This window comes from Haloarcula laminariae (assembly GCF_025457605.1).
Lineage (GTDB): Archaea > Halobacteriota > Halobacteria > Halobacteriales > Haloarculaceae > Haloarcula > Haloarcula laminariae.
This window is the reverse complement of the sequence record NZ_JAMZFY010000001.1, coordinates 1,414,818-1,439,689: the sequence shown is the minus strand read 5'-3', so window position 1 is coordinate 1,439,689 and position 24,872 is coordinate 1,414,818. Positions and strand designations below refer to the sequence as shown.

20 protein-coding genes and 2 pseudogenes are annotated in these 24,872 nt (G+C 62.1%); 2 read left to right on the top strand and 20 right to left on the bottom strand.

What is annotated here, in order from left to right:
- Positions 1-84: 84 nt before the first annotated feature.
- From NJQ98_RS07380 to NJQ98_RS07340, 9 genes and pseudogenes are all read right to left on the bottom strand, one after another.
- A complete protein-coding gene (locus NJQ98_RS07380) occupies positions 85-789 on the bottom strand; it encodes an ABC transporter ATP-binding protein (protein ID WP_262177470.1) in 705 nt (234 codons plus the stop codon).
- 119 nt (positions 790-908) lie between these two features.
- Positions 909-1,787, bottom strand: coding sequence for a fumarylacetoacetate hydrolase family protein (locus NJQ98_RS07375; protein WP_262177469.1), 879 nt, complete (start codon positions 1,785-1,787; stop codon positions 909-911).
- A gap of 125 nt (positions 1,788-1,912) precedes the next feature.
- Positions 1,913-2,800 (bottom strand): SDR family oxidoreductase, encoded by an 888-nt coding sequence (locus NJQ98_RS07370; RefSeq protein WP_262177468.1) that lies wholly within the window; start codon positions 2,798-2,800, stop codon positions 1,913-1,915.
- A 4-nt stretch (positions 2,801-2,804) separates the two neighbouring features.
- Positions 2,805-4,304 (bottom strand): aldehyde dehydrogenase family protein, encoded by a 1,500-nt coding sequence (locus NJQ98_RS07365; RefSeq protein ID WP_262177467.1) that lies wholly within the window; start codon positions 4,302-4,304, stop codon positions 2,805-2,807.
- A 100-nt stretch (positions 4,305-4,404) separates the two neighbouring features.
- Positions 4,405-7,479, bottom strand: coding sequence for an FAD-binding and (Fe-S)-binding domain-containing protein (locus NJQ98_RS07360; protein ID WP_262177465.1), 3,075 nt, complete (start codon positions 7,477-7,479; stop codon positions 4,405-4,407).
- Between the two features lie 892 nt (positions 7,480-8,371).
- Complete coding sequence (locus tag NJQ98_RS07355; protein ID WP_262177464.1) at positions 8,372-9,166, bottom strand: ABC transporter ATP-binding protein; 795 nt, start codon at positions 9,164-9,166, stop codon at positions 8,372-8,374.
- Positions 9,157-9,999, bottom strand: a complete 843-nt coding sequence (locus tag NJQ98_RS07350) for an ABC transporter permease (RefSeq protein ID WP_262177463.1) — start codon at positions 9,997-9,999, stop codon at positions 9,157-9,159. Before NJQ98_RS07350 ends, NJQ98_RS07355 begins: the two co-directional genes overlap by 10 nt.
- The gene (locus tag NJQ98_RS07345; protein ID WP_262177462.1) at positions 9,996-11,024 is read right to left on the bottom strand and encodes an ABC transporter substrate-binding protein; all 1,029 of its coding nucleotides are present in this window, start codon (positions 11,022-11,024) and stop codon (positions 9,996-9,998) included. Before NJQ98_RS07345 ends, NJQ98_RS07350 begins: the two co-directional genes overlap by 4 nt.
- A gap of 202 nt (positions 11,025-11,226) precedes the next feature.
- Positions 11,227-11,761 (bottom strand): annotated as a pseudogene (locus NJQ98_RS07340) (transposase domain-containing protein); the annotation flags it as partial.
- Between the two features lie 151 nt (positions 11,762-11,912).
- Between NJQ98_RS07340 and NJQ98_RS07335 the strand changes: the two are divergent.
- Positions 11,913-12,320, top strand: a complete 408-nt coding sequence (locus tag NJQ98_RS07335; RefSeq protein ID WP_262177460.1) for a DUF7475 family protein — start codon at positions 11,913-11,915, stop codon at positions 12,318-12,320.
- 118 nt (positions 12,321-12,438) lie between these two features.
- Here the strand turns inward: NJQ98_RS07335 and NJQ98_RS07330 are convergent, their stop codons facing one another.
- The 7 genes from NJQ98_RS07330 to NJQ98_RS07300 all read right to left on the bottom strand — a co-directional run bounded on the left by NJQ98_RS07330 (position 12,439) and on the right by NJQ98_RS07300 (position 20,285).
- Complete coding sequence (locus tag NJQ98_RS07330; protein ID WP_348533570.1) at positions 12,439-13,548, bottom strand: NAD(P)-dependent alcohol dehydrogenase; 1,110 nt, start codon at positions 13,546-13,548, stop codon at positions 12,439-12,441.
- Positions 13,549-13,874: 326 nt separating this feature from the next.
- Entirely contained in the window at positions 13,875-14,837 is a 963-nt protein-coding gene (locus tag NJQ98_RS07325; RefSeq protein WP_262177457.1) for a VOC family protein, read from the bottom strand.
- A 234-nt stretch (positions 14,838-15,071) separates the two neighbouring features.
- Positions 15,072-16,037 carry an amidohydrolase family protein gene (locus NJQ98_RS07320; RefSeq protein WP_262177456.1) on the bottom strand — a complete coding sequence of 322 codons (966 nt, stop codon included), beginning with the start codon at positions 16,035-16,037 and terminating at the stop codon, positions 15,072-15,074.
- A gap of 63 nt (positions 16,038-16,100) precedes the next feature.
- Positions 16,101-16,481: a VOC family protein gene (locus tag NJQ98_RS07315; RefSeq protein WP_262177455.1), complete on the bottom strand. Its 381-nt coding sequence runs from the start codon at positions 16,479-16,481 to the stop codon at positions 16,101-16,103.
- Positions 16,482-16,654: 173 nt separating this feature from the next.
- Complete coding sequence (gene dmpG / locus NJQ98_RS07310; RefSeq protein ID WP_262177454.1) at positions 16,655-17,692, bottom strand: 4-hydroxy-2-oxovalerate aldolase; 1,038 nt, start codon at positions 17,690-17,692, stop codon at positions 16,655-16,657.
- Positions 17,685-18,626, bottom strand: a complete 942-nt coding sequence (locus NJQ98_RS07305; RefSeq protein ID WP_262177453.1) for an acetaldehyde dehydrogenase (acetylating) — start codon at positions 18,624-18,626, stop codon at positions 17,685-17,687. The genes dmpG and NJQ98_RS07305 overlap by 8 nt, the downstream gene beginning before the upstream one ends.
- Before the next feature lie 144 nt (positions 18,627-18,770).
- Positions 18,771-20,285 carry an aldehyde dehydrogenase family protein gene (locus NJQ98_RS07300; RefSeq protein ID WP_262177451.1) on the bottom strand — a complete coding sequence of 505 codons (1,515 nt, stop codon included), beginning with the start codon at positions 20,283-20,285 and terminating at the stop codon, positions 18,771-18,773.
- A gap of 136 nt (positions 20,286-20,421) precedes the next feature.
- Between NJQ98_RS07300 and NJQ98_RS07295 the strand changes: the two genes are divergently transcribed.
- On the top strand, positions 20,422-21,204 hold the full coding sequence (locus NJQ98_RS07295; RefSeq protein WP_262177450.1) for a 2-keto-4-pentenoate hydratase: 783 nt from the start codon (positions 20,422-20,424) through the stop codon (positions 21,202-21,204).
- A 65-nt stretch (positions 21,205-21,269) separates the two neighbouring features.
- On the opposite strand, the gene NJQ98_RS07290 is transcribed toward NJQ98_RS07295, so the two are convergent.
- The 4 genes and pseudogenes from NJQ98_RS07290 to NJQ98_RS07275 all read right to left on the bottom strand — a co-directional run.
- Positions 21,270-22,031 carry an IclR family transcriptional regulator gene (locus NJQ98_RS07290; RefSeq protein WP_262177448.1) on the bottom strand — a complete coding sequence of 254 codons (762 nt, stop codon included), beginning with the start codon at positions 22,029-22,031 and terminating at the stop codon, positions 21,270-21,272.
- Between the two features lie 121 nt (positions 22,032-22,152).
- A complete protein-coding gene (locus tag NJQ98_RS07285; RefSeq protein WP_262177447.1) occupies positions 22,153-22,938 on the bottom strand; it encodes a 2-keto-4-pentenoate hydratase in 786 nt (261 codons plus the stop codon).
- Between the two features lie 1,059 nt (positions 22,939-23,997).
- Positions 23,998-24,267 carry a helix-turn-helix domain-containing protein gene (locus tag NJQ98_RS07280; RefSeq protein ID WP_262177446.1) on the bottom strand — a complete coding sequence of 90 codons (270 nt, stop codon included), beginning with the start codon at positions 24,265-24,267 and terminating at the stop codon, positions 23,998-24,000.
- A 492-nt stretch (positions 24,268-24,759) separates the two neighbouring features.
- A pseudogene (locus NJQ98_RS07275) lies at positions 24,760-24,849 on the bottom strand (IS6 family transposase); the annotation flags it as partial.
- Positions 24,850-24,872 lie beyond the last annotated feature (23 nt).

The window sequence follows — 24,872 nt, the reverse complement described above, 5'->3', positions numbered from 1 at the left end:
ATAACTCGCCTCGTACTGGTGGCTGTACGTTCCGAAAGTATTCGCCACCCGCTGGTGGCGAAGTCCGTCAGTTCGTTACAGGTATCAGGCCCCGAGGTACGACTCCGCGACGCGTTCGTCCTCGGCGAGTTCCGCGGCCGTTCCCGAGAGCGTCATCTTCCCCGTCTTGATGACGTAGCCGCGGTCGGCCACCCGCAAGGCGTTGTAGATGTCCTGTTCGACCAGGAGCACCGTCGTCCCCTGCTCGTTGATGCGCTCGATGGCCTCGAACACGTCGTCGACCAGGACGGGCGCGAGGCCGAGGCTCGCCTCGTCGAGCAACAGCAGGTCGGGGTCGCTCATCAGGCCGCGACCGATGGCGAGCATCTGCTGTTCGCCGCCCGAGAGCGTCCCCGCACGCTGGTCGGACCGCTCCTCCAGTCGGGGGAAGATCTCGTACACCTCTGCCAGTTGTTCCTCCATCTTGCTACGGTCGATGTACGCACCGAGTTCGAGGTTCTCACGGATACTGCTGTCCGTGAATATCTCCCGGCCCTCCGGGACGTGCGCGATGCCCTTCTCGACGACGTCCTCGAAGGGCATCCCGCCGATGTTCTCGCCCTTGTACCGGATTTCCCCGGCGGTCGGCGTCAGATCGCCACAGATGCTCTTGAGCGTGGTCGTCTTGCCCGCCCCGTTCGCGCCCAGGAGCGCGACCGTCTCGCCGCGTTCGACGGAGAGGCTGACGTCCCACAGCACCTGTACGTTCCCGTACGACACGTCTATCGAGTCGACTTCGAGGAGTGCCATCGATTATCATGTGGTTTGTGGGCGGTTTTCTTAAGCCTACCCCTCCTCAGTAAGCGGCGTCGCCACTTTCGAACGTTCGAACCGCAGAGAAGTGAACGAGTGACCGCGGCCGGACTGCGTTACTCCTGACCGCCCTTCTGCACGTCGGCTTCGGCGTAGCTCACGTCGCGCCCCGTGACGTCGACGGTCATCGACCCGACGGACTCGATCTCCGCGTCGATGGTGTCGCCGTCCGAGAGCTCGCTGACGCCCTCGGGCGTCCCGGTGGTGATGACGTCGCCCGTCTCCAGCGTGGCCCCGAGCGAGGCGTACTGAACGATATCGGCACACGTGTACACCATGTCGCCGGTGTTCTCGTACTGGCGGCGGTCGCCGTTGAGCTCCAGCTCCATCTGGAGGTCCTGGGGGTCGTCGATCTCGTCGGCCGTCGTCACGCACGGGCCGATGACGGTGAAGGTGTCGTAGGACTTCCGGTTCGAGCGGTCCTGGTCCCCGCGAAGCGAGATATCCAGCAGGATGGTGTAGCCGAAGATGTGGTCCCACGCCTCCTCGGCGGGGACGTCCTTGATGTCGCCCTCCATGACGAACGCGAGTTCGACCTCGTGGTCGGTCCGTCGGTCGGTGAAGGGGAGCTCGATACCGTGGTCAGGGCCGACGACGCTGGAGGGGGCCTTCAGGAAGTAGCCCTTGTCCTTGATGGAGAACCACTCTTCGGTGGTGATATCGCGGTCCGACAGCGCCTCCTCGATGTGGTTCTCGTAGTTCAGCGGCGCGGCGATGACCTTCCCGGGTCGGCCCACGGGCGAGCCGATCTCCACGTCGGCTACGTCGACGTCGGCGTCGGCGTCCGCGTACTCGCTCGCGTCGTACTCCCCGTCGATGTACTCGACGAGCGGCTCGTCGGCCTCGATGCCGAGCCGGTCGTTCAGCGCGATGATACCGGAACCGTCGTCTGTGAGCAAACCGAGCTGGTCGTCGTCGTAGCGGACGAATCTCATAGACGAATCATCGTCCGAGACCATGATAAAAGATGCCCTTCTGTCCGGTCGGAGCGACTGCGGCGGGAGCGGTCCGCCGCGGCCCGCACTCGTACTGATGGCTGTACCACCTACAGCCACCGGTGTCAGAAATGCGTCTCCGTCCGCGTCAGCTCGACGTCGGCGGCCACGTCCTCCGCGAAGTGCTCGGTCAGCGACTCGAGGCTCCAGCCGTCGGGTTCGACGCCGACGGCGGCCATCGACGGGTCCGAGAGGACGCCCACGCGGTCGCCGCCGGCGTAGAGCGTACAGCCGGTCACGTCCTCGGCCGCCTCGCTCGCGAGGTAGGCCACCATCGGCGCCACCTTCTCCGGGGGCATCTCCTCGCGCGTGTACGGGCGGTGTTCCTCGGGGACCGTCTCGGTCATCCGCGTGTACCCGTTCGGGACCAGCGCGTTGACCCGAACGTCGGACCGGTACATCTCCGTCGACACCGACCGGACCATCCCGAGGACGCCGGCCTTCGCGGCGGCGTAGTTCGCCTGGCCGAGGTTCCCGCGAGCGGCCCCCGCGCTGACCGCGAGGTAGGAGCGCTGGCGGTCGAACCCCCCGTCTTCGCTCGCGTCCCGCCAGTGTGCACACGCCGCTCGGAGGGGGGCGAACTGGCCGGTGAGGTTCGTCTCGACGACGGCTTCCCAGTCCTCCGGGTCGAGCTTGTAGCTCATGCCGTCCCGGAGGATGCCCGCGAAGTTCGCGACGAAGTCGAGACGGCCATGTTCCGCGACGGTCTCCTCGACGAGTCCGTCGGCGTCGTCGAAGTCGCTCACGTCGCAGTGATGGGCCGTCGCCTCGCCGCCGGCCTCGCGGATGTCCGACGCGACTCGCTCGGGGACCGACGGGTCGCTCCCCTCGCCGGCGACGGACGTGCCGCGGTCGGCCACCACGACCGTCGCGCCCCGGTCGGCCAGCCCGCGTGCCGCCGCTTCCCCGAGGCCGTTCCCGCCGCCGGCGACGACACAGACAGTGCCGTCCATCCTCTCAGAACGGGAACTCGCGGTCGTCGTGCTGGAGCGATATCCACTTGTTCTCGGTGACCTCGTCGAGGAAGTCGTCGGTGTTGTAGCCGCCGACCCCCGACGCGCCCGTCCCGCTGAACGGGACGTGTGCCTCGTCGTTTATCGGCTGGTCGTTGACGTGGACCATCCCCGTCTCCAGCCGCTGGGCGATGCGTTTGCCCGCGCCCACGTCGCCCGCGTGGACCGAGCCCGACAGGCCGAACTCGGTGTCGTTCGCCAGCTCGACGGCCTCGTCGACGTCCGAGAACGGGATGACCGGGACGACCGGGCCGAAGTGCTCGTTGCACGCCGCCGCCATGTCGTTTGTCACGTCCGAGAGGACGGTCGGTTCGACGACCAGGGAATCCTCGACCCCGTCCACGTCGACAGTGTCGCCGCCGGTCTCCAGCGTCGCGCCGGCCTCGACGGTCCGTTCGACGTAGTCCAGAATCTGGTCGCGCTGTGACTCGTTGATGATGGGGCCGACGACGACGTGGTCGTGGGCGCTCCCGGCCGGGAGGTTCTCGGCTCGCTCGCGCACCTGCTCGACGTACTCGTCGTAGACGTCCTCGTGGACGAGGTGGCGGTTGATGGAGATACAGACCTGTCCCTGGTGGGCGAACGAGCCGAACACGCCCGCGTCGACTGCCTGGTCGAGGTCCGCGTCGGCCGTGACGATGTGGGCGTTGTTCCCGCCCAGCTCCATCGCGGCCTCGGCGAGGTTCTCGCCGGCCGCGGCGGCGACGCGCCGGCCGACCTCGGTCGACCCGGTAAAGGCGACCACGTCGCTCTCGTCGTGGCTGGCGACGGCGTCGCCGATTTCCGAGCCCTGGCCGGTGACGACGTTGATGACGCCGTCGGGGAAGCCCGCGTCCTCGAACAGCCGGGCGAACAGCAGCCCGCCCACGACCGGCGTGTTGCTCGCGGGCTTTACGACCACGGTGTTGCCCGCGGCGACGGCCGGGGCGATGGCCCGCGCCGAGAGGTTCAGCGGGAAGTTCCACGGCGAGATGACCGTCACGACGCCCTGGGGCTCACGCTGGACGATGTTCTCCTTCCCGGGGATGTTCGAGGCGGCGTGTTCCCCTTTCATCCGCCGTGGCAGGGTCGCGGCCTCGGCTATCTGGTCCTCGGCGAGGTGGACGGACGTCTCGCCCATCCCCTCGATCTGCCCGGCTTCCGTGGCCAGTAGCTCGACAATCTCCTCGCTGTGTTCGTCCATCGTCCCCAGGAGGTTCCGGACGAGCTCCTCCCGGCGGGCCGGCGGTGTCTGTCCCCACTCCGTCTGTGCGGCGGCCGCCGCTTCGTACGCCGCGTCCACGTCCGCTTCGGTACCACGGGGCACTTCGGTCACCGTCTCACGGGTCGAAGGGTCCATTACCGCCATGGTCTCCCCGCTGTCGCTGCCGCGCCACTCGCCGCCGATGTAGTGGTCGCTCCAGTCGGCGTCGATACTGTACCGGGACAGGCTATCTTGTGCCATACCAAAACATGCCGTGAAAAGACTATGAAGGTTTGGTGACACCGGTGTTATCGGCGCGGCCCGTCGGCCCCCAGGGAAACGAACGCCGCCGGCAGTGCAGTCAGCGGTCGGGTCCGACGACGGCCGCCTCGAGCGCCTCTATCGGCGTCGGCGGTCCGTCGCGGTCGACGCCGGCGAAAGCCCCCTCGGTGTCGACGTCGAGGTCGGAAAGTTGGGTCCGACAGGAGGCGCCGGGCGCGACGACGGCCTCCGCCTCGCTCCCGTCCACCTGCCCTTCGAGGGTGTCACCGATAGCCATACTCATCGCGTGGTGCTCGCTCTCGTAGCCGAAACTGCCGGCCATGCCACAGCAGCCCGAGTCGAGCGGGTCGACCTCGTAGCCGGCCCGCCGCAGGACACCGACGGCGTGGTGGTCCTTCTTGGTCGCCTTCTGGTGACAGTGACCGTGGTAGGCCAGGGAGCGGCCGGGGGCGTCGACCGTCAGCCCGTCGTCCAAGCGGAACGTGTCCAGATACTCACAGACCCCGTAGCTGTTGGCCGCGACCGACGACGCCTCGTCGCCGTCGAGCAAGTCCAGATAGTCCGACTGGAGCATCACCGCGTCGCTGGGTTCCACGACCACGACGTCCCACCCGTCCGCGACGCGCGGGGCGAGTTCCTCGACAGCCTCTGTGGCCGTCTCACGTGTGGCGTCGACGAACCCCTTCGAGTACGACGGGCGCCCGCTGTCGGTCACTTCGGCCAGCTCGACGTGGACGTTCGCCGCTTCGAGGACCCGGACCGCGGCCTTCCCGACTTCGGGGTGGCTGAAGTTGGTGTACGTGTCGGGGAACAGGACTGCCTTCCGGTCGGCGTCACGCTCCGGAACTTTCGGGCCCCGGTCCGCGAACCAGTCCTGCAAGCTCTCGCGCTCGAAGGTCGGGAGCGAGCGCTCGCTGGCGATGCCGAGCGTCTTCTCCATCACTGTCCGTGCGCCCGGGAGCTTCGGGCCGAGGTTCGAGAGCGGCGCCAGCGCGCTCCCGACGCGGGCGAGCGTGTCGACGTTGGCAAACACCCGTTCGCGGAGACTGGAACCGTGTTCCTGGTGGTGGGCGTGTTCGACTTCGACTTTGAGCTTCGCCATGTCAACCTCGCTCGGGCAGTCGTGGGCGCACCCCTTACAGCCGATACAGAGGTCCATCACCTCGCTGATGAACTCGTCGTCGGTCGGGTCGTCGGGCAGGTCACCGCTCATCGCCTGGCGGAGCATGTTCGCGCGGCCCCGGGTCGACGTGACCTCCTCGTCCGCCGCCCGGAACGTCGGGCACATCACGCCCCCCTCGGACTGCTGGGTGCGACAGCCGCCACAGCCGTGGCAGAGCTCGACCATCCCCTGCATGCCGTTCTCGTTGTCCCAGGAAAGCGCCGAGTCGAAGCCGGCGTCGAACTCGTAGTCGGGGTCGAAACGCAGGTTCTCCGTCATCGAGACGTCCCCGCAGACCTGCCCCGGGTTGAGGAGCCAGTCGGGGTCGAAGGCCGTCTTCAGGTCCCGGAAGGCCTCCCAGAGCCGCTCACCGTACAGTTTCCGGTTCCACTGGGTGCGGGCGCGGCCGTCGCCGTGTTCGCCCGACACCGAGCCGCCGAACTCCACGACGAGGTCGGTGACGGCCTCGCCGATGTTCTCCATCGCATCGAGGTCCGTCTGTGACTTCGTGTTCACGAGCGGACGAACGTGGAGGACGCCCGGCCCCGCGTGCGCGTAGAACGCGGCGAACGTGTCGTTCGCTTCGAGTATGTCCTGGAACTCGCTGACGAACTCCGGCAGGTGTTCCGGCGGGATAGCGCAGTCCTCGAGGAAGCTGATGTGTTTCTCGTCGCTCGTCCGGCCGAGCAAAATGGGGAGCCCAGACTTGCGGAGCTTCCATATCTCCTCGCGCTCGGCGGCGTCGTAGGCCTCCAGCGCGTCGAACGCGTAGCGGTCACTGTCCGTCGCTGCCTCGTCCCCGTCGTCGGGCAGGCGGTCGGCCAGCAGCCCCGCCACTTGCTCGCGGCCGTGGTCGTCGTCCTCGGCGTAGAACTCCACCAGCAGCGCGGCCCGCGTCCGGTTCGGGAGCCGCCCAGCTATGTCGGCAAACTCCGTCGTGTCGGACGCGAGGTCGATGAGCACGTCGTCGATGAGTTCGACCGCCGCCGGGTCGTGGTCGAGGACGTGTTGCACGTCGCTGACCGCTTCCACGACGCTGTCGTAGGTCAGCAAGGCGACCGATTTGGTCTCGGGGAGGGGTTCGAGCGAGACCGTCGCCTCGGTGACGACGGCCAGCGTGCCTTCGCTTCCGGCGAGCAGCCGAGCGAGGTTTATCGTCCCTTCCTCTCCGTACTCGCCCTCGTACTCGGCGACCAGCCGGTCGAGGTTGTACCCGGAGACGTTCCGCTTGAGTTCGGGGTAGCGGTCGTCTATCTCCTCGGCGTGCTCGTCGAGCAGCGAGAGGACGCCCGCCGCGATGCGGGCTTCGAGGTCGTCGCTCGCGGGGTCAGCGCGGTCCCTGAGCGTCTCGACCGACACCTCGCCGAAGGTTGTGACAGTGCCGTCGGCGAGGACGACCTCGCACTCTTCGACGTAGTGGTCGGTCTTCTCGTAGACGAGCGAGTGCGCCCCCGTCGAGTTGTTCCCGATGGCACCGCCGATGGCGCTCCGGTTGCCGGCCGCAGGGTCCGGGCCGAAGGTGAGGCCGTGTTCGGCGGCCCGGTCGTTCAGGTCCGCGAGCACCGTCCCGCCCTGGACTCGGGCTTCCCGACTTTCGGCATCCAGCGACAATACGGCGTCCATGTGTCGGGTGAAATCCAGTACGACCGCCTCGTTGACGGTCTGACCCGCGAGACTCGTCCCGCCACCCCGCGGGAGGACCGGAATCTCCCGCGCGGAACAGTACGAGACGACGCTCGCAACGTCGGCCGTCGAGGTGGGGAAGACCACGCCGATAGGCGTCACCTCGTAGGCGCTGGCGTCCGTCGCGTACAGCTGGCGGGTGTAGGTGTCAAACCGCACCTCGCCGTCGACCCTCGACTCGAGGTCGGAGACGAGGCCCGGACGCGCTACCGACCCCCCGACGTAGTCGTAGTCCGCTCTGGCGTCGCTGGCGGTGGGGGCGAGCTGGGTGCCACCGTCTGTGGCGGTAGGGCTTTCGTCGTCGCTCATGTGGGTTGACCTGTGTGAACCAGTCACTTAATCCCCCCGTTGTCAGTCCATCCGTACCGCCGCCGAGAGCGCCTGTCTCGGAATCGTGACAGCATATATCGACAGCTCGACCACATCCGCCTCACGGCTTCGACGCATCGAGTACCATCGCCGACCTTCGCTCCTCGCCTGTAAGTGGAACCGAACCGCGTTGGCTACCGGTAATGGCCCGGTATCGGGGCCACACGACCTCGATACGCTGTGGTGGCGTCCGTCTCTCTGTATAGCTACACGCAGGACGGTGGTTCGTTTGGAGTGTTGTGTTAGTGAGCGAATCTCTGTCGCCGCTTATCATCTGTGTCTGTTCGACGTGGCTGTAACTGTATGGAAACATGAGGATTCCACGTTTTACCTTAGAAACGATATATCGGCGGCGTTCCGGTTTCTGTCTGAAATCGGAGTCCGGTTCGCTGGAGTTCCCATCGGAGGTAGTTCACTCCATCGGCGAGAGACACGGCGGTTTCGACATCGTCCTTTGCCGAAGTTCTGCAAGAGATATCTCCATGCGGGCAGTTGGAGTGGTCGAAGACAGCCGAATATGGTGCGTTTCGGTCGCTTTCGGATTCGCGGCAGCGTACAGCCAGAACTGCTCGTAAGTGATTCGAATCTCGGTTTCGTTACCCGCGAGATGATTCGGTGATTTGCCGCTATCTAGCTATGGGTTAGTTTTCCCGGCCCAATCGTGGATGGGTTTTCGAGTGCAGTAGTCGCCTAGATTATCAGGAAGAGAAGTAATATCCAAAAGTGATATTTCTGCCCTGTATATCCGAATGCTGAGCATCATCGCGCACGGTCAGGTGTAGCCCGATACACTGAGAGAAGCCGCTGTACTCAACATTCTCGGTCGACCTCGTCAGACGCTCCCATCGACCGGGCTCCCGAGTTCGTCCCTGATGCGGGCCACGTAGTCGACGAACTCGTGGGCTGTTCGCTCGCGCGGCCGCTCTATGTCGATGGAGACGGTCGACTGTACGGCTCCCGGGTCTGCGTCCATCACGACGACCCGGTCGGCCAGCGTCACCGCCTCGTCGATGTCGTGCGTGACGAACACGACCGTCTGTTCGGTCTGGGCCCAGATATCCAGTAGTTCGGCGTGCAAGCGGTCGCGGGTCCGCGCGTCCACGCTCCCGAACGGCTCGTCCAGCAGGAGAATCTCCGGGTCCGGAGCGAGTGCGCGAGCGATGCCGACGCGCTGTTTCATGCCGCCGGACAGCTCCTTCGGATACGCGTCCTCGAACTCCTCGAGCCCGACGAGGTCGACAAGCTCCCGAACTCGCGCCTCGCAGTCCGCACACTCACACGCGGGCCGGTCGAGGCCGAACCGGACGTTCCCCCGGACGGTCCGCCACGGGAACAGGGCGTACTCCTGGAAGACCATGCCCCGGTCGAGACCGGGTTCAGTGACCGGTTCTTGGCCGACAAGGACCGATCCACTGTCCGGGTCGTCGAGTCCCGCAATCGCTCGCAACAGTGTGGTCTTTCCACAGCCGGACGGTCCGACGACACAGCAGAACTCGCCCTCCGACACCGAAAACGAGACGTCAGCGAGCGCTTGCGTCGACCCGTACGCCTTGCTGACGTTCCGAACAGTAATCTTCTCGCTGGGCACCTCCTCGGACTCCGTAGATGATTGCTCGCTCATCGCCACGCGAGCACCCTCCGTTCGACGAGTCGAAATCCGACATCCATACAGAGGAACGCGAGGCTGATTACGAACATGTACGCGACACTGGTGGCCATCGCGAGGTTGTTCGAGGCGTTGATAATCTCGTAGCCGACGCCCGGTGCGCCGAACAGCTCAGCGCCTACGACGATCATCCAGCACCGGCCGATGCTCGTTCGGAATCCCGTCAGCACCTGGGGCGCGGCGCTGGGGAGCGCGACGAGTTTCAGCATTGAGAGATCGCGTTCCACACCGAGCGTCGACGCGGCGTCGGTCAGCTCGCTCGAAACCCCTTCCACGCCACCGTAGGCGCCGTAGAAGTTGATCCAGAACGCGCCGACGAAGACGATGAACGCCGCGCCGGTGTGATGGATGCCGAACCAGACGATGGCGAAGACGACCCACGCGAGCGGCGGAATCGGCCGTAGTACCCGGACGAGCGGCCGCAACCAGTCGTCGAACGTACCGTTCCAGCCCATCGCAAGGCCGAAACTGATGCCACAGAGTGCGCCGAGGAGGAGCCCCGGCACGTAGTGGAACAGCGTCTGTGCGAGGTGTGCGATGCCTGTCGGCAGTACAAGAGTTGCCCCCAAGATGGGGACGACAATCGCAGTCGAAGTTGCGAACAGGTCGACGAAGGCGTACGCCGACTCGAGGGGCCCCGGGACCAGATACGTGGGCTGGGTCGTCACTGCGCCGACCCACCACACGAGGAGGAACGCCAAGAGTCCACCCAGGCCGCGCAGATACCGGCGAAGGTCTCCCTCGAAGCTTCCGGTAAAGACGGTGTCGGAACTGGAGTTAGTACGCGTGCTCATCTCTGGCTGGCGTCGTAGGGCTCGGTCGCGAACAGGCTCTCGGTCGCAATCGGTTCTTCGATGTTGCCGGCGTTCGAGGCGAACTCGCCCATCGTTGCGGCCTGGTCGGTGATTCTGTGTGGGTTCGAGATGAACTCGGATGCCTTCGAGTCCATGGCGGCCGTCGCGAGGTCATCGCTCACGCCGGAGTCGATTACGGACGCGGCGTGGGCTGCGGCTGCGTCCGGCGAGGACTCGGTGAACTCGGTCGCGGCCACGTGCTGTTCGACCAGTGATTGTGCGAGCTCGCTATCGTCGAGCACCCGCTGGTTCGCGAACAGCACTGTGACCGGGTGGTTCTCCAAGATGTTCCCGGACCAGTCAAGTTCGCTGAAGCCGTCCTCTCGGCCGATAGTGGTTGCGAACGGTTCCTGGACGATCGTGGCGTCGATGTCGCCCGACTGAATGGTCTGGACCGCCTTCGCCGGCGGGACCTTCGACTTGTTGATGACGGACTCCGTCTTACCGACTGCGAGCTCCTCCTGAATCCAGTACCGGAGGACGATATCGGGAACGCTCCCGTCCGGTGGTGCACCGAACCGTACCTTCCGACCATGCGCTTCCTTGAAGTGTTCGAACGTGGCCGCCCCCTCCTGTTCGTAGCGGTCGGCGAGTTCGGTCGTCCCGATAATCTTGAAGCTGTCTCTCGAATTCGCCGCAAGGACGCCTGCGTCCGTGCCCCTGTCGACGAGGACCATCGCCGGGGTAATGCCGAAGTGCGCGACGTCGACGTCGCCGCTCGCGAAGGCCTTGACGACGCTCGGCCCCGAGCTGAATCGCTCGACGGTGACGCCCGCGGGGACGTTCTCGTAGTAGCCCTCCTGTTCCATCACGTAGTGTTGCATGTTCGGGTAAATCGGGACGTAAGCGACGGTCAGGGAGTCGAGCGAGCCACTCTCTCGCCCGAGACAGCCGGTGAGTCCCGCTGCAGCAATTGCAGTTGTGCCTGCACCTCGGAGCACTCGTCGCCGCGTGAATTGGACCATCTGTGTTATTAAATCTGTCTGCAAGTATAATAATATCTGTGTTTCTAACCAGTCTGGTTATTATTAAGTCGTCGACGAGCTCACCGACGCGTAGACCACCGTCCCAGGCGACGCGGTTAACCAACAGAACTGGGCGAGAGGGGTCGATTGTTGGTTACTCCGCTACGTGAGTCCCCGAGCCGGTCGCTACAAACCATCGTGTTCAGATAAGCTGGTTCCATCCGAAGCTGAAAGATCTGGGCCACTTCAACTGTTTCTGCTTCGGCGTTACTGAAACAGTTCGAGAAACATATACTTCGGCGTTTTCCTTCTCTGAATACACGTTCGGCAGCGTTCCGATTCTATGTTTTTCGTATCCGAAATCGTAGCCATACCGGTGACACGCATCTTGTAATGAGCGTAAGCCATCAACGGGAAACACGGCGCCGTCGACGTCGTGTTTCTCGCTATGCTCGGCACGAAACGAAAGAGTGAGAACCGCCATAGTGGTCGTTTTCGGCATTTATAGAGAATTTTGTTCATTTCTGGTTCGACAGCGGCGTACAGCCGATACTGCTCATCAGTGAGTTGAGGTACGGTCTCGTCGACCGCAACGCGGTCCGGTGGCCGGCCATCTTCGGGTCGTAAATCTGCCTCGTGGACCCAATATGTACAGTCGAACGAGCGCGTTGGACACAGAAAATACCAAAAATAGGAACAGTATTCGAAAGTGGTAGTCCAGCCAGATGCAGCTGAAGAAATTGTAATTAGCCCTCCGATAGAAAATATTGCATATGGCTGACAGCGGCCCGAAGTACGATTCAACCGAGGAAGAACGTATTGCTTGTTGGTTTTCCAAAGTCAGGAACCGGCCTAACATTTTTATCGATATCACAAGTACAGATAACTATGGCTACAGCTGCAGAAGAAAACGAATCGCTCGTTAGACCGCCCTCCCGTCCAGTCGGATACATCGCCGTTGTCGCAGCGGTGGTTACTGCGGTGATTCACCTGGTGCTCGGGCCGAGATTTATGGGATTCAGTCAAACGTTAGGAGTTCTATTCATACTAAACGGACTCGGCTACCTCGGTGGTGTTCTTCTGTACTTCACACGCTACTGGCGGCGCGAACTCTACCTTGTCGCTGCCGCATACGCTCTCATCACCGTCCTCGCTTTCTTCTTCTTTGGGGGCTTCGAAGGCTTCTTTGCAGCGTTCCAGATGCGCGGCGGAATTAACTGGAACGCCGTGTGGGCGAAATCGGTGGAAGTCGTGCTGCTCGTCTCTGCCCTCTATCTTTATCAGACCGATTCCTAAGTGGGGGCACTGACCACGGTGGTCGATACGCACACATACTGACCCACCGTTCCCGCGCTTTCGCAGTGAAAAACGCGGACCAGCGGTCAGAACTACAGAGTGCCTCGGTGAACCCGGGCTATTTGTCGCTCACGCGGAGGACGGGTTTGATTGTTTCCCCGCTCTCGGAGTCTGCGATTGCCTGTTCAATCTCGTCAAAGTCGTAGTAGGTGATGAGGTCGTCGAAGGGGAATTTCCCCTGTCGGTAGAGTTCGATGAGGTCGGGGATGAACTGCTGGGGGTCAGAGTCTCCCTCGACGATGCCGGTGATGCTTCGTCCGTTCAGGATGAGGTCGTTGACGTCGTAGCTGGCCTCGGTGCCGAGGGCTGGCGCGCCGATGATACCGACTGTGCCGCGCTGTGTGAGTGCGTCGGTGGCTTGCTGGGCAACGGCCGGTACACCCGTGGTTTCGAGGGCGTAGTCGACGCCGCCATACTCGTCCTGTAGCGTCTCGACGATGTCATCGACGTCCTCGGGGTTCAGGGTTCGTGTTGCGCCGAGGTCGTCGGCCTTCGCGAGTCGGTTTTCTTTGAGGTCGACGGAGATAATGTCGGTGCAGCCTTTGATGTCGGCGGCCATGACGGCTGATAGGCCGACCGAGCCTGCGCCGAAGATGGCAATCGAAGAGCCAGCCTGCGGATTGAGTGAGTTGATCACGCCGCCGGCGCCGGTCTGGATGCCACAGCCGAGCGGACCGAGTAGCTCTAGCGGGACGTCATCTTCGACGGGGACGACGTTTCGCTCGGTTGCGATCGCATGCGTCGCGAACGAGGACTGGCCGAAGAAGCGACCGCTGATGCGGTCGCCGTCCTGTGAGATCGGTGAGGTCTCGTCGGATGGCCGGGCGCCGCTGAAATTGTGTTCAAAGAACGAGGCGCAGAACGCGGGGTGTCCGTCCCGACAGCTCGGACAGGTGTCGTCGTAGTCGAAGCTCATGACGACGTTATCGCCGGGTTCGACTTGTGTGACGTTTGCTCCGACCTTTTCGACGACGCCGGAGCCTTCGTGTCCGAGTACCGCCGGAAGTGGCGTCGGATACAACTGATCGCGGACGATCATATCGGTGTGGCAGACGCCGGCACCGACGACGCGAACGAGGACTTCGTCGGGCTGTGGCTCTTCGAGTTCCACGTTCTCAATCTCGAACGATCCGCCTTCCTCTCGCACGATCGCGGCTTGGATGTCCATCGACATACCTACATGATTGTTCAGACAGTATTCGGATATAGATTTGGATGGGCAGGACGAACTCTCGGCGCTGGGTTCGCACAACGTCGCGACACCGACGACACCGAGCAGGGTGTCATGACGAGAGTGGGCACCCCATACGTGGTCCGCTACCGGCCAAGAGCGACCAGAAAACGGACCGTAATGACCACATTCCATTACGTATTCTCCACTACCCGGAACGAACCGCAGGAGTAGCCGCTCTAGCGGCGTATTAGCCGCCGTCAAATTTTCCCGGGATTCCCCGTGAGGGGACCAGTGAAGTTGAAAATGACTGTCAGTCCGTGCTACTCGTCGTCGGGGTAGGCGAGTCCTTCCCAGCCGGGGCCCTCGCCGATCCACTGGTGGGAGGTTTCGCCACCTATCTCGTCTTCGGTCCACTCGATGGGCTCCCAGTCGGGCTCGAAGTTCAGGTACCCCGGCCCCGCGAACAGTTCGATTGTCACTCCGCTGGCCGGGTCGGAGACGTAGAGGAAGTCCGCACGCGTAATCGCGTGCTTGCCGGGGCCGCCGTCCGGTTCGATACCGTGCTCCGCGAGGATGTCAGCGGCGGTCCAGAGGTCCTGCAGGCTGTCGACGTGGTACGAGACGTGGTCGAACATCGGCGGCTCCCCCTCTTCGAGGCGGTGAATCGCGAAGTCGTGGGGAAGCGCCGTGACGGAGAACCACCAGCCCCAGAGGTCGCCGTCGTTCGTCCGGTACTGTTCGTTGACTTGGAACCCGAGGTCCTCCTGTAGCCACTCGGCGTGCTCGGGGGAGACGCAGTCCTGGACGTGCGCGTGGTCGATGCGGCGTGGCGAAATGCGGTTGCCGTGCTGCTCGCCGTACACTCGGTTCTTGAGCCTCGACCGCTTGCCCTCCGGCGCGTCGGGCTTGTCGACATCGTAGTAGAACTCGTAGGGGTGGCCGAACTTCTCGACGCGAATCGCCTCGCCCTGTCCGGTCTCCTCGCCGGCGGGGACGCGGGTCACGTCGTGGCCGTCGGCTTCCAGCGAGTCCGCGATTTCCTCGAGCGCCTCGGGGCTGACAGTGCGGAACGCGATGTGGTCGACGCCCGTCCCGCCGGTCTCGGTGATGGCGAGTGTGTGGTGCTCCCAGTCCCGCATTCCGCGGAAGTACGCCGTGTCGCCCTCTCGCTCTGTCAGCTGGAACCCCATGACGTCGCGGAAGAACCAGATGGACTCCTCGAGGTCCGGCGTCTGTGCGGCGACATGTCCGAGTTTCGCGACCGGTGCCTGCGGTGCGGTCACGTTCCATCACCCGTCGCGTCGATTACGTGCTGGCTGCGGCCGTGGCTCTCTGCGAAGGCTGGCTCTTGTAATTGCTCCATTGGCAATCATATTCGACTGGATTCCACATGATAATAGATGTTTGGGAACCACTGTGTCACGGGCCGGCCCGTCTTCACGTTCCTCTGGTCCGAACGGACCGCGTGAGCCGCGAGGGTGGGAGTGGTGACAGCCGGCACAAGCGGGCCAGTCCTGTCAGTCGATGAGGGAGAGAAGGTTCCCGGAACGGATGTCCGCCCGAGTCGCCGAATCGACATCCATCGCTTCGACGGCCGCCAGACCGCTCTCAATGCCGGCACGACCCCGGTCGGGGCCGAAGGGGTAGTCCGTGCCGAAGACCAGCGTGTCGTCGAAGAAGTCGTGAGCGCACTCGTGAGGGGCGACGGCGCCACCCAAGGCCGTGTCGGCGTGGAACTCCGCGAAGTGCTCGCTGGGGGGTTTGTCGAAGTCTGGCAGGTGTGTGTCGGCGTAGTTCTCGGGATACTGCTTGCGCGTCTCATAGAACGTGTCGATGCGACCGCTGAAGAACGGCACCATGCCGCCACCGTGGTGGGTGACCAGATCGAAGTCGTACTTCCGAGTGATGCCGCCGAAGACCAGCCGGGACATGGCGAGGGTGGTGTCGAACGGCCACCCGAACAGGCGGTGGTCCATGTACTCGCTCGCCCACCCGTACCAGTCGTGGAGCTGCGGGTGGAGCCACAGGGGCGTGTCCGTGCGCTCGGCCGTCTCGAACAGCGGCTCGAACTGCGGCCGGTCGAGGGGTTCGCCGTCGATGTTCGAGAAGATCTGGACGCCGGCCAGATCGAGGTCGTCGCTGCAGCGCTCGAACTCGGCCATCAGGTCGTCGGTCACCTTCGGAACCGTGCCGACTGGGATGATCGAGTCGGGATACTCGTCCGCCAGACGCTGGATCTCGTCGTTCGCGAGGCGGGTGATTTCGAGAGCGTCCTCGTCGGAGAGCCCCTTCCAGAACGGCAGCGGCGCCATCGAGACGACCTGCTTGTCGATGCCGTACTCCTCCATGTCTTCGAGGCGCTGCTCCATGTCCCAGAGGAAGGCCGGGCGGCCGCTCAGCCCCGAGAACTCGTACTCGGAGGTCAGGGTGTCGAAGAATCGCTCTGTCAGCGCATGAGTGAACGCGTCGATTGTCATGGACATTCGACACGTGCAACCGGCCCGACTATAGTTTCTGGGATTCCAGCGGCCGTCGAGCGCGGTTCCTCAGTCGAACTCCGCGACGAGTTCGATACCGTAACCAGCGGGGTCCTCGATGAACGCAACCCGCGCGCCGGCCCCCTCAGAATCGAGTGGCCCTCGCACGAGCGTCGCGCTCCCGTTCTCGACGAGTCGTTCGAGCTCGGCGTCCACGTCGTCGACCGCGATAGCGACGTGGTCGAAGGGGCCATCCGCGTCGGAGTCGACGTCCCGGTCGGGCTCGTGTTTGAACTGGATCTCGACGTCGCTCTCGCCGGCGACGTAGACGTTCCGCGCACCGTCGCCACTGACGAACTCGTTCGTCTTCTCCAGACCGAGTTCGTCGACGTAGAAGTCGAGCGTCTCCTCCATGTCCGATACCCAGACCGCGTGGTGGATGACGTCCATACTGGGAGCAGGACACAGCGACACGTAAAGTCCCCGAATCCGTCGAGTGGAGCACCGCATGTTCCTGTGGCAACCACTTACCCCGATTTGATTGGGCTGGTCTATCAACCGGTCGGAACCACCCAAAACGCGGCGAAACGGCACTCCGATAGGATACTCGTCTCCCGAACAGTTCAGTCGTCGGATTCGGCCGCTGTGTTCTGTTCGTTGGCTAGGTTGGAGGCGACGTCGGTGATCAGGTCCTCCTGGCCGCCGACGACTTCCATCTGACCGAGCTCGATGAGGATTTCACGCGGGTCGACGCCGTACTTCTCGCCAGCGCGGCGTGTGTGCCGGAGGAACGACGAGTAGACACCGGCGTATCCGAGCAACAGAGAATCGTTGTCGAGTTTGGGCATCTCGTCGTCGGAGATCATCGGAACGAGGACGTCCTCGGCGGCGTCCATGACCCCGAAGAAGTCCGTGTTAATGTCGTAGCCGGCCTTCTCTAGCACGCCGGTGAGGACCTCGATTTGGGCATTACCGGACCCGGCACCGAGACCGCGAAGACAGCCATCAACCGTCACAGCGCCTTCATCGAGAGCGGCCAGTGTGTTCCCGATGCCTAGCCCGAGGTTGTTGTGGGCGTGGAAGCCAACATCGATGTCGAGTTCGTCGACGAGCAGACTGACGCGCTCGCGAACGTCCGAGGGAAGCATTGCGCCGGCCGAGTCCATGACGTAAACGGCGTCGGCGCCGTACTCTTCCATGAGCTTGGCTTGCTCCAGGACCGTCTCGGGGGGCGCCATGTGTGAAAGCATCAGCAGGCCGTTGGCCTCCAGACCGAGGTCCGTAACGTACTCGAAGTGCTCCTGGGAGACGTCGGCTTCGGTGACGTGGGTTGCAAGCCGACACATGTCGGCGCCGCGTTCGGCGGCCACCTCCAACTCCTCGACGGTCCCGATTCCCGGGAGAAGGAGCACGGAGAGTTTCGAGTTCGAGAGCTCCGGCGCCACGGCGTCGAGGTACTCCTCGGTGCTGGCCGCGGAGAAGCCGTAGTTGATGGAGGAACCCCCCATGCCGTCGCCGTGGGAGACTTCCACGACGTCCATATTCGCCTCGTCGAGCGCTCCGGCTACCTCTGCCATCTGCTCGGGCGTGAAGGAGTGGTCGACGGCGTGCATGCCATCCCGGAGCGTCATGTCGACCATGCGGACCTCGCGGTCAGTCATGGGCCACCTCCTCGACAGCACCGGACTCCATGTAATCCGTCGCGACACGTTCGGCGGCACCCAGCGCAGCACTCGTCATGATATCGAGGTTGCCGGCGTACGGTGGGAGATGTTGCCCTTCCCCTTCGACTTCCAGCATTGTCGTGAGAATCACCGTATCCCCGAGGTCGAAGGCGACGTCATCTCCGGTTTTGACTTCCGGCTCCATTGTGACCTCGTAGCCGGGGACGTACGTCTGGATCTCGGATTCCATTCGTTGGATCGAGTCTCGAACTGCGTCGATGTCGGCGTCTTCGTGAACCTGAGTGTGTACTGTGTTCCGCATCATGATGGGCGGCTCAGCCGGGTTGAGCGTGATAATGGCTTTCCCTTCCTCGGCGCCGCCAACCTGCTCTAGGCCAGCGGCGGTCGTCGTCGTGAAGGAGTCAATGTTCCTGCGCGTGCCCGGACCGGCGCTCTTCGAGGCGATATGTGAAATCATTTCGGCGTACTCGACGTCAGCCACACGGTCGACAGCGTGGACGAGTGGAATCGTCGCCTGCCCACCACACGTGACCATATTGATGTTGTTCGTCTGGCCGACAACGTCGTCGATATTGACCGCAGGGACAGTGTACGGCCCGACCGCCGCGGGCGTCAGGTCGATAGCGAACAGACCGAGTTCCTCGTAGACGGGAGCGTTCTCCTCGTGAACGTGGGAGGTTGTCGCCTCGAAGACGATGTCGAACTCGTCTGCGTGTTCGCGGACGCTGTCAATGCCCTCCGTCCCGACGTCGATACCTTCCTCGACGGCCGCCTGGAGGCCGTCAGACTCCTCAACCGGGAAGATACCGATCATTCTCTCCAGCTCAATCGACTCCCCGCGGTCGAGTATCTTGTACATCAGGTCGGTCCCGATATTGCCGGGACCTACAATTGCGGCTTTGACCGCCATGGAGATACAATTACAGCAGCGATATTTAAGCGTACTGGTCGTGCCTGTTATCTCCACTTACAGGCCGTATACTGGAAGTGTGGCCGCTACGGCGTATGAATCGTCCGGGTGGCAGAACCGAGATAGAAACTGAGAGCCCTCTCCTCAGAAGAGGTAATCGCGCGACTCGCGCTGGACCGAGGTCCACTTGGACTCGGTGAACTCCTGGATGATCCAGTCGCCGTTGTACCGACCCGTACCGGAGTCCTTCATCCCACCGAAGGGGACGTGTGGTTCGGCGTTGACCGGCTGGTCGTTGACGTGCATCATCCCCACGTCGATGCGGTCGGCGACGTCGCGCGCCCGGCCACGGTCGGCCGAGTGAACGGAGCCGGCGAGGCCGTACTCGGTCGCGTTGGCCAGTTCGACGGCCTCGTCGTCATCCGAGAAGGGGATGATGGGGGCGACGGGGCCGAAGTGCTCGTTACAGGCAGCCGCCATGTCGTTCGTGACGTCAGTGAGCACGGTGGGCGCGACGTACAGGGAGTCCTCGACGCCGTCAACGGTGACCGTCTCCCCGCCGGTTTCGAGGGTCGCCCCCTGTTCGACGGTGCGCTCGACGTAGTCGAGAATCTCGTCGCGCTGGGACTCGTTGATGATCGGTCCGATGATCGAGTCCTCCTCACGGGGGTCCGCGATTTCGAGTTCGGCCGCCCGCTCGGTGAGCCTCTCGGCGTACTCGTCGTAGACGGACTCGTGGACGAGGTGGCGGTTGATGGAGATGCAGACCTGCCCCTGGTTCCAGAAGCTGCCGAAAACACCGGCGTCGACTGCGGTATCGAGGTCGGCGTCTTCGAGAACGACGTGGGGGTTGTTCCCGCCCAGCTCCAGAGCCGGCAGGGCGAAGTGGTCGATAGCGTTGTTGCCGACCATCCTCCCGACCTCCGTCGAACCCGTGAAGGCGACGACGTCGTTGTCGGGGTGAGCGGCCGTCCGGTCGCCGGCGGTCGAACCAGACCCCGTGACGACGTTGAGGACGCCGTCCGGGAGTCCGGCCATGTCGAACAGCCGGGCGAGCAGCAGTCCACCGGTGACTGCCGTTTCGGTCGCGGGCTTCAGGACGACGCTGTTCCCCGTCGCGATTGCCGGGGCGACTGCGCGAATCGAGAGCTTCATCGGGACGTTCCACGGCGAGATGACGGCGACGACGCCCGCGGGCTGGCGCTGGATGATGTTCTCCTTGCCGGGAATCTTCGACTGATTGTGCTTGCCGTCCATCCGGAAGGCGTGGGAGGCCGCGTCGTGGACGAACGTGACCGTCCCGCCGTGCTCAATCGCCTGCTTCGGCGGCGTGCTGCCGCCTTCGACGGCGAGCAGTTCCTTGATCTCGTCCTCGTGCTCGTCGATCAGGTAGGCGACCTTCCGGACGACCTCGGCCCGGCGGTCCGGCGGGGTGTTCTCCCACTCGGTCTGGGCGGCCACCGCGGCCTCGTAGGCGTCATCGACATCCTCTACGGTGCCGGACGGAACTTGTGTGAATACCTCGCGGGTCGCCGGGTTCTCGACGTCGATACGGTCGCGGTCGGGGACGGACCGGAACTCCCCGTCGATGTAGAGCGCGTCCCAGTCGGCGTCGACCGACAGGTCACTCGCTTGTTCGGATTGGATTTGCTCGGACATGGTCAACGGAAACTGATTATGAGCGGCGATACAAAAGCTTGCCGTCCCCGGCGGCTCCGCACCGGAATCGAAGTCATCGCGGGGTGACTATGCCGTTGTAGTTAAGACTAAGTGTGCACTCCAGTATGGCTTTCGTATGAGTCTGAGTGATTCGGAGAAGACGGACTACGCCGACCGACTGTACGAGGCCTACGAGACGAAGGAACCGATCGAGCCGATTACAGAGGACGACACGGAGTTGACGACGGAGGAGGCCTACGAGATTCAGGCGAAGGTCGTCGAGCGTATCCGGGAAGACACGGAGAGTATCGGTCACAAGCTCGGACTGGTCAGCGAAGCCAAACAGGAGCAACTCGGTATCCAGGAACCGATATTCGGATACATCTCGGAGGAGAACGTCCTCGACGGGGAGCCGATCCCGTCATCGGAGATGATTAACCCGCGTCTCGAGGCCGAGGTCGGATTCATCCTCGGGAAAGACATCGAACCACCGGTTACGACTGCCGACGTACTATCAGCTACGGATGCGGTCGTACCGGTCGTCGAACTCATCGAGAGCCGGTTCAAGGGCTGGTCGATTCCCACGGCGCAGGACGTCATCGCGGATAACACCTCGACGGCCAAGCTCGCAATCGGCGAGACGTTCCGCGACGTCCGGGACCTCGACCTGGTCCACGAGGGAGTGACCGTCTCGGTTAACGGCGAAATCGAGGCGACCGGCGTCGGGGCCGACATCATGGGCCATCCCGCTCGCTCGGTCGCCTGGCTCGGCAACCGACTTGCGGACCTCGACGAACAGCTGGAGGCCGGCGAACTCGTGATGAGCGGCGGCATCTCCGCGGCTATCGACACCGAACCCGGCGACGTCTACCACGTCACGTTCGGCAACCTGGGATCGATAGAACTTCGCGCGGAATAGACGCCGTCCCCGATTTTTCGCGTTGTCAGATAGATGCGAGCAACGGGAGACAACTAGACTGGTCTCTACCGGTACTTGATTTCGAGTGAGATCTCGTTGGCGGTGCTCTGAACCTCGCCGACGATTTCGTCGTCGAATCCCGCCATCCCGAGCCGCCGTGTCGGCGCTGAGATGCTAATCGCACCGAGTAGCTCGTCGTCCAGACGAATTGGTGCCGCGATGCAGGCGAGTCCCTCGGTCCGTTCTTCGTGTTCAGTCGCATACCCCTGTTCTCGGAACCGGTCGAGTTCCTCGTAGAGCAGGTCGCGGTCGGTAATCGTGTTCTCGGTCATCTTCGGAAGTCCCCACCGGTCGATGATTTCATCGACGCGCCCGCGTGGCAAGTATGCGAGAATCGCCTTTCCGATCGCGATGCTGTGCAGGTGGATACGGAACCCGACGTGGGTGTCGAGGCTGATTGCGTACTCGCCGTGGGACTGATAGAGATACACGCCTTTGCCGTCTTCCTCGGTCATGATATTGACGAGCATCCCCGTGTCATCGGCCAGCTGATCAGCTTTCGACCGACCGGCGGTGTATATCTCGTGACCGCTGCGAACATGTCCGCCGAGAGTCAGAAATCGCAGGGAGAGGTGATACACGTCGTCTTCCTTCGTGACGAACCCGTGCTGGCGAAGGGTGCTCAGATGGTTGTGGATTGCTCCTTTCGTCATATCGACTCGCTCTTCTAGTTCGTGAATTCGTGCCCCGTCGAGCTCTCTGAGTTCCTCGAGGAGCACTAGGGACTTCTCGGTCGTCTGTACTGGGTGATTGGCGGTGTGCGTCATACGTGAAAAGATACCAAGCCAAGCATAAAACTGTTTTCACCACCAAAACATCTATTTCATTAGCGAAAACCCCTCTTCGGAGGCCAAAGCCGGGCGTGACAGAATAGCCCCCGGCCGCAACTCAGTTACTCTCGATACGTGCGGTCAGCGACCCGATTGAAGTGAACTCAGCCGTGAGCGCGTCGCCCGGAGCGACATCGACTGCCGGTGTCAGCGAACCGCTCAACACTAGCTGACCGGCCGTCAGATGTTGGCCGAGATCAGCCAGGGTATTGGCGAGCCAAGCGACCGAGCGAGCCGGGTGGTCGAGTACAGCAGCCCCGACACCCGAAGCCTCGAGCGTTCCGTTCCGGTAGAGTTTGACGCCCTCTAGAGATAGATCGATTCCGTCGAGTGAGGTGGCTGATTCCCCAGTGAGGTACATGGCCGATGATGCGTTGTCGGCGATGGTGTCCTGAATTTGGATATCCCAGTCACGGACTCTGCTGTCGATCACTTCGAGAACAGGCACAACAGCCTGAGTTGCCTCTAGGACATCAAGATAGCTGACTGGCGGCTCCAATTCTTCACCGATGAGAAAGCCCACCTCGGGTTCGATTCGCGGCGCAATCAGTTTCTCGCTCGGGACTAACCGGCCCTCCACGAACATCGTGTCGAGGAGACGACCGAAGTCCGGTTCGTCGACACCGAGTTGCTCTTGAATCGCGTCGCTCGTGAGCCCCACCTTGTGTCCTACTACCGTCGCACCGTCTTCGATCCGCTGTTGGACGACTGATGACTGAATCTCGTAAGCGTCCTCGATGGTGAGGTCGTGTGTCGCTGTTAGCGCATCAATCGGTTCTCCCGCTTCGTGGGCCTCGTAAAGAGACCCTGCAAGGTCGTCTTTGGTTGTCTCGTCGATGGACATGAAGGATAGATTTCGACGCAACCCCAAATACATTCGGGAAGCAGGTACACCGTACTTGTCCGGCTCTTTCACGACCACTTGTCCGTAATAGGTTTTCAATTCCAAAATCGAAGGTGCCGATAGAATCTTAAGCCGGCTGATTCTGAAAACCGCTCATACAGCTCGCGTCCTTAACTTGAACGCGGAGAACATCCGATTAGGAAAGAATATGGCTCGTGTCTTGTGTTTTCATTGGTAATCAGGGTTCACCATCCGTTTTCAAATACAATACAGGGATTCCGCTGGTGTACCCCGTGAACTATCGGCTATTGAGCTACCGAATGAAGAGTTTCACAGCGAGACGGCAATCATACGCGTATCATTACAAGCATACCGCCGTAAATATTCTCATACAAACGTACCGTTGTAAATATAGGCTAATCGAACCCATTCACCTCACAATGCCACCTCCTGAAAATAGTTTTGTAATTCAAAACGCATGGTGCTAATTCGACTTGATTACGTCTGCTTGTCGGAGAATACCAGTAGGAATCACAAACCACAACGAGCAGCTCGAACGCGGACATGGCGCTCACTATTTTGTCACACGAATTTGTGGACAAAGACACGGGTGACGGTAGCGGCATCTCATATTTTCATATCAAAAACTACGGGGTGGTATTGTAGGCGAGACCGTCTTGAGGGTTCGCTTGCGTAGTTGCCACTGTTCTTACCTGGAACCGCACGCTTCTGTGTTACAGCACCGGGACGACTTCCTCAAGGGAGGAACTGACCCGATAGCAGGTGCGTTCCTACTCAGTACCATTGGCGGCTGACAACAAAAACTATTGTTGGTCAGCAACAGATATCCCATGGGGAGCATGTCAACCAATGGCCCGGATCCAAGGTCAGTGTCGAGGCGCTTATCAGCTGTATTCAAAGCGGCTCAGAACCATTTGCGACAGTCACGACAGTTGCCGAATATGTATCCCTCAGCCGTGAGAAGGTTCAATGACGGCAAAACAGACTGCGCAAGCAGGAGAAAGTCAATAGGGCTCAAATCAGCGGGACCGTTGTACTCTACTGGTCAAAAGATTCATCAACAGCGCCGGACGACAGATAAGCTCTACCGTCTGGAGTTACCCACCAGACCCTCACAGATCCAAGCTTGTCCGTATTTAGATAATTGGCCTCTGCTAGTCGGTCGAGATGGCGTCGCGTTGCTTCGCTGCTCAAATCGACCTTATCAGCGACGTCGGATGTTCCTAATGCTGGCGGATATGCTTCTAAAATAGCTCGAATCAGCTCTTTATCACTGACCGACGGATTCGGTCCCGGGCGTTCTGTCACACTCGAACTCTCGTGCTGGCGTAGCAAAAAACACAGCTACGGCTAAGTGTTGTGCACCAGCAATAGTTTAGTGACAATAATTATACCCATTGGATAGGGGCTCCGCTGGCACCAGCCAAGCAGGTACGACAACCCATGCAAGACATCAGCGACGCCCCGACGAGTTGCATCACCCCAGGACGGCCGACAATATCCAGACGCTCCTGTCGGCGTCGACGCTTTGTTCGCAGCTGCAGGAGACGGGCGCCAGCTTTGTCTCCAACCAGTAGCATGGCAGTTGAACACCTCCATCGGTTTGGGTACCGGTTTCGAGTTCACAACGGGTGTGGCGGTCTGTAATCCACTACACAGGTGGTGTACCCAGTCAGCATTGAACACCCAAATTTAACCGAGACGGAATTCGAACCGCGTGTCGCGGAGCTATAATTGCACTGCAACGGAGTATGTCGGGCTAGTCAGAGAGGCTTCTAACACCCCTCTACGGGGACACACGTCCAGCGCAATTTGATTCGGAGCTTCGCCGCCAACTGGCTGTAAATCTGCTTTCTGTACCCAATCGTGGACGGGCTTTCGAGACAGTTGGGTGTCAGAACTATCAATTTTTG

Excerpts from the sequence above, each read along its gene's own strand:
- NJQ98_RS07285 (WP_262177447.1), bottom strand. The coding sequence starts at position 22,938 with ATGTCCATCGACGAGACAACCAAAGACGACCTTGCAGGGTCTCTTTAC.
- NJQ98_RS07345 (WP_262177462.1), bottom strand. The coding sequence starts at position 11,024 with ATGGTCCAATTCACGCGGCGACGAGTGCTCCGAGGTGCAGGCACAACT.
- NJQ98_RS07315 (WP_262177455.1), bottom strand. The coding sequence starts at position 16,481 with ATGGACGTCATCCACCACGCGGTCTGGGTATCGGACATGGAGGAGACG.
- NJQ98_RS07360 (WP_262177465.1), bottom strand. The coding sequence starts at position 7,479 with ATGAGCGACGACGAAAGCCCTACCGCCACAGACGGTGGCACCCAGCTC.
- NJQ98_RS07290 (WP_262177448.1), bottom strand. The coding sequence starts at position 22,031 with ATGACGCACACCGCCAATCACCCAGTACAGACGACCGAGAAGTCCCTA.
- NJQ98_RS07375 (WP_262177469.1), bottom strand. The coding sequence starts at position 1,787 with ATGAGATTCGTCCGCTACGACGACGACCAGCTCGGTTTGCTCACAGAC.
- NJQ98_RS07365 (WP_262177467.1), bottom strand. The coding sequence starts at position 4,304 with ATGGCACAAGATAGCCTGTCCCGGTACAGTATCGACGCCGACTGGAGC.
- NJQ98_RS07295 (WP_262177450.1), top strand. The coding sequence starts at position 20,422 with ATGAGTCTGAGTGATTCGGAGAAGACGGACTACGCCGACCGACTGTAC.
- dmpG (WP_262177454.1), bottom strand. The coding sequence starts at position 17,692 with ATGACTGACCGCGAGGTCCGCATGGTCGACATGACGCTCCGGGATGGC.
- NJQ98_RS07320 (WP_262177456.1), bottom strand. The coding sequence starts at position 16,037 with ATGTCCATGACAATCGACGCGTTCACTCATGCGCTGACAGAGCGATTC.
- NJQ98_RS07370 (WP_262177468.1), bottom strand. The coding sequence starts at position 2,800 with ATGGACGGCACTGTCTGTGTCGTCGCCGGCGGCGGGAACGGCCTCGGG.
- NJQ98_RS07300 (WP_262177451.1), bottom strand. The coding sequence starts at position 20,285 with ATGTCCGAGCAAATCCAATCCGAACAAGCGAGTGACCTGTCGGTCGAC.
- NJQ98_RS07335 (WP_262177460.1), top strand. The coding sequence starts at position 11,913 with ATGGCTACAGCTGCAGAAGAAAACGAATCGCTCGTTAGACCGCCCTCC.
- NJQ98_RS07305 (WP_262177453.1), bottom strand. The coding sequence starts at position 18,626 with ATGGCGGTCAAAGCCGCAATTGTAGGTCCCGGCAATATCGGGACCGAC.
- NJQ98_RS07380 (WP_262177470.1), bottom strand. The coding sequence starts at position 789 with ATGGCACTCCTCGAAGTCGACTCGATAGACGTGTCGTACGGGAACGTA.
- NJQ98_RS07330 (WP_348533570.1), bottom strand. The coding sequence starts at position 13,548 with ATGGACATCCAAGCCGCGATCGTGCGAGAGGAAGGCGGATCGTTCGAG.
- NJQ98_RS07350 (WP_262177463.1), bottom strand. The coding sequence starts at position 9,999 with ATGAGCACGCGTACTAACTCCAGTTCCGACACCGTCTTTACCGGAAGC.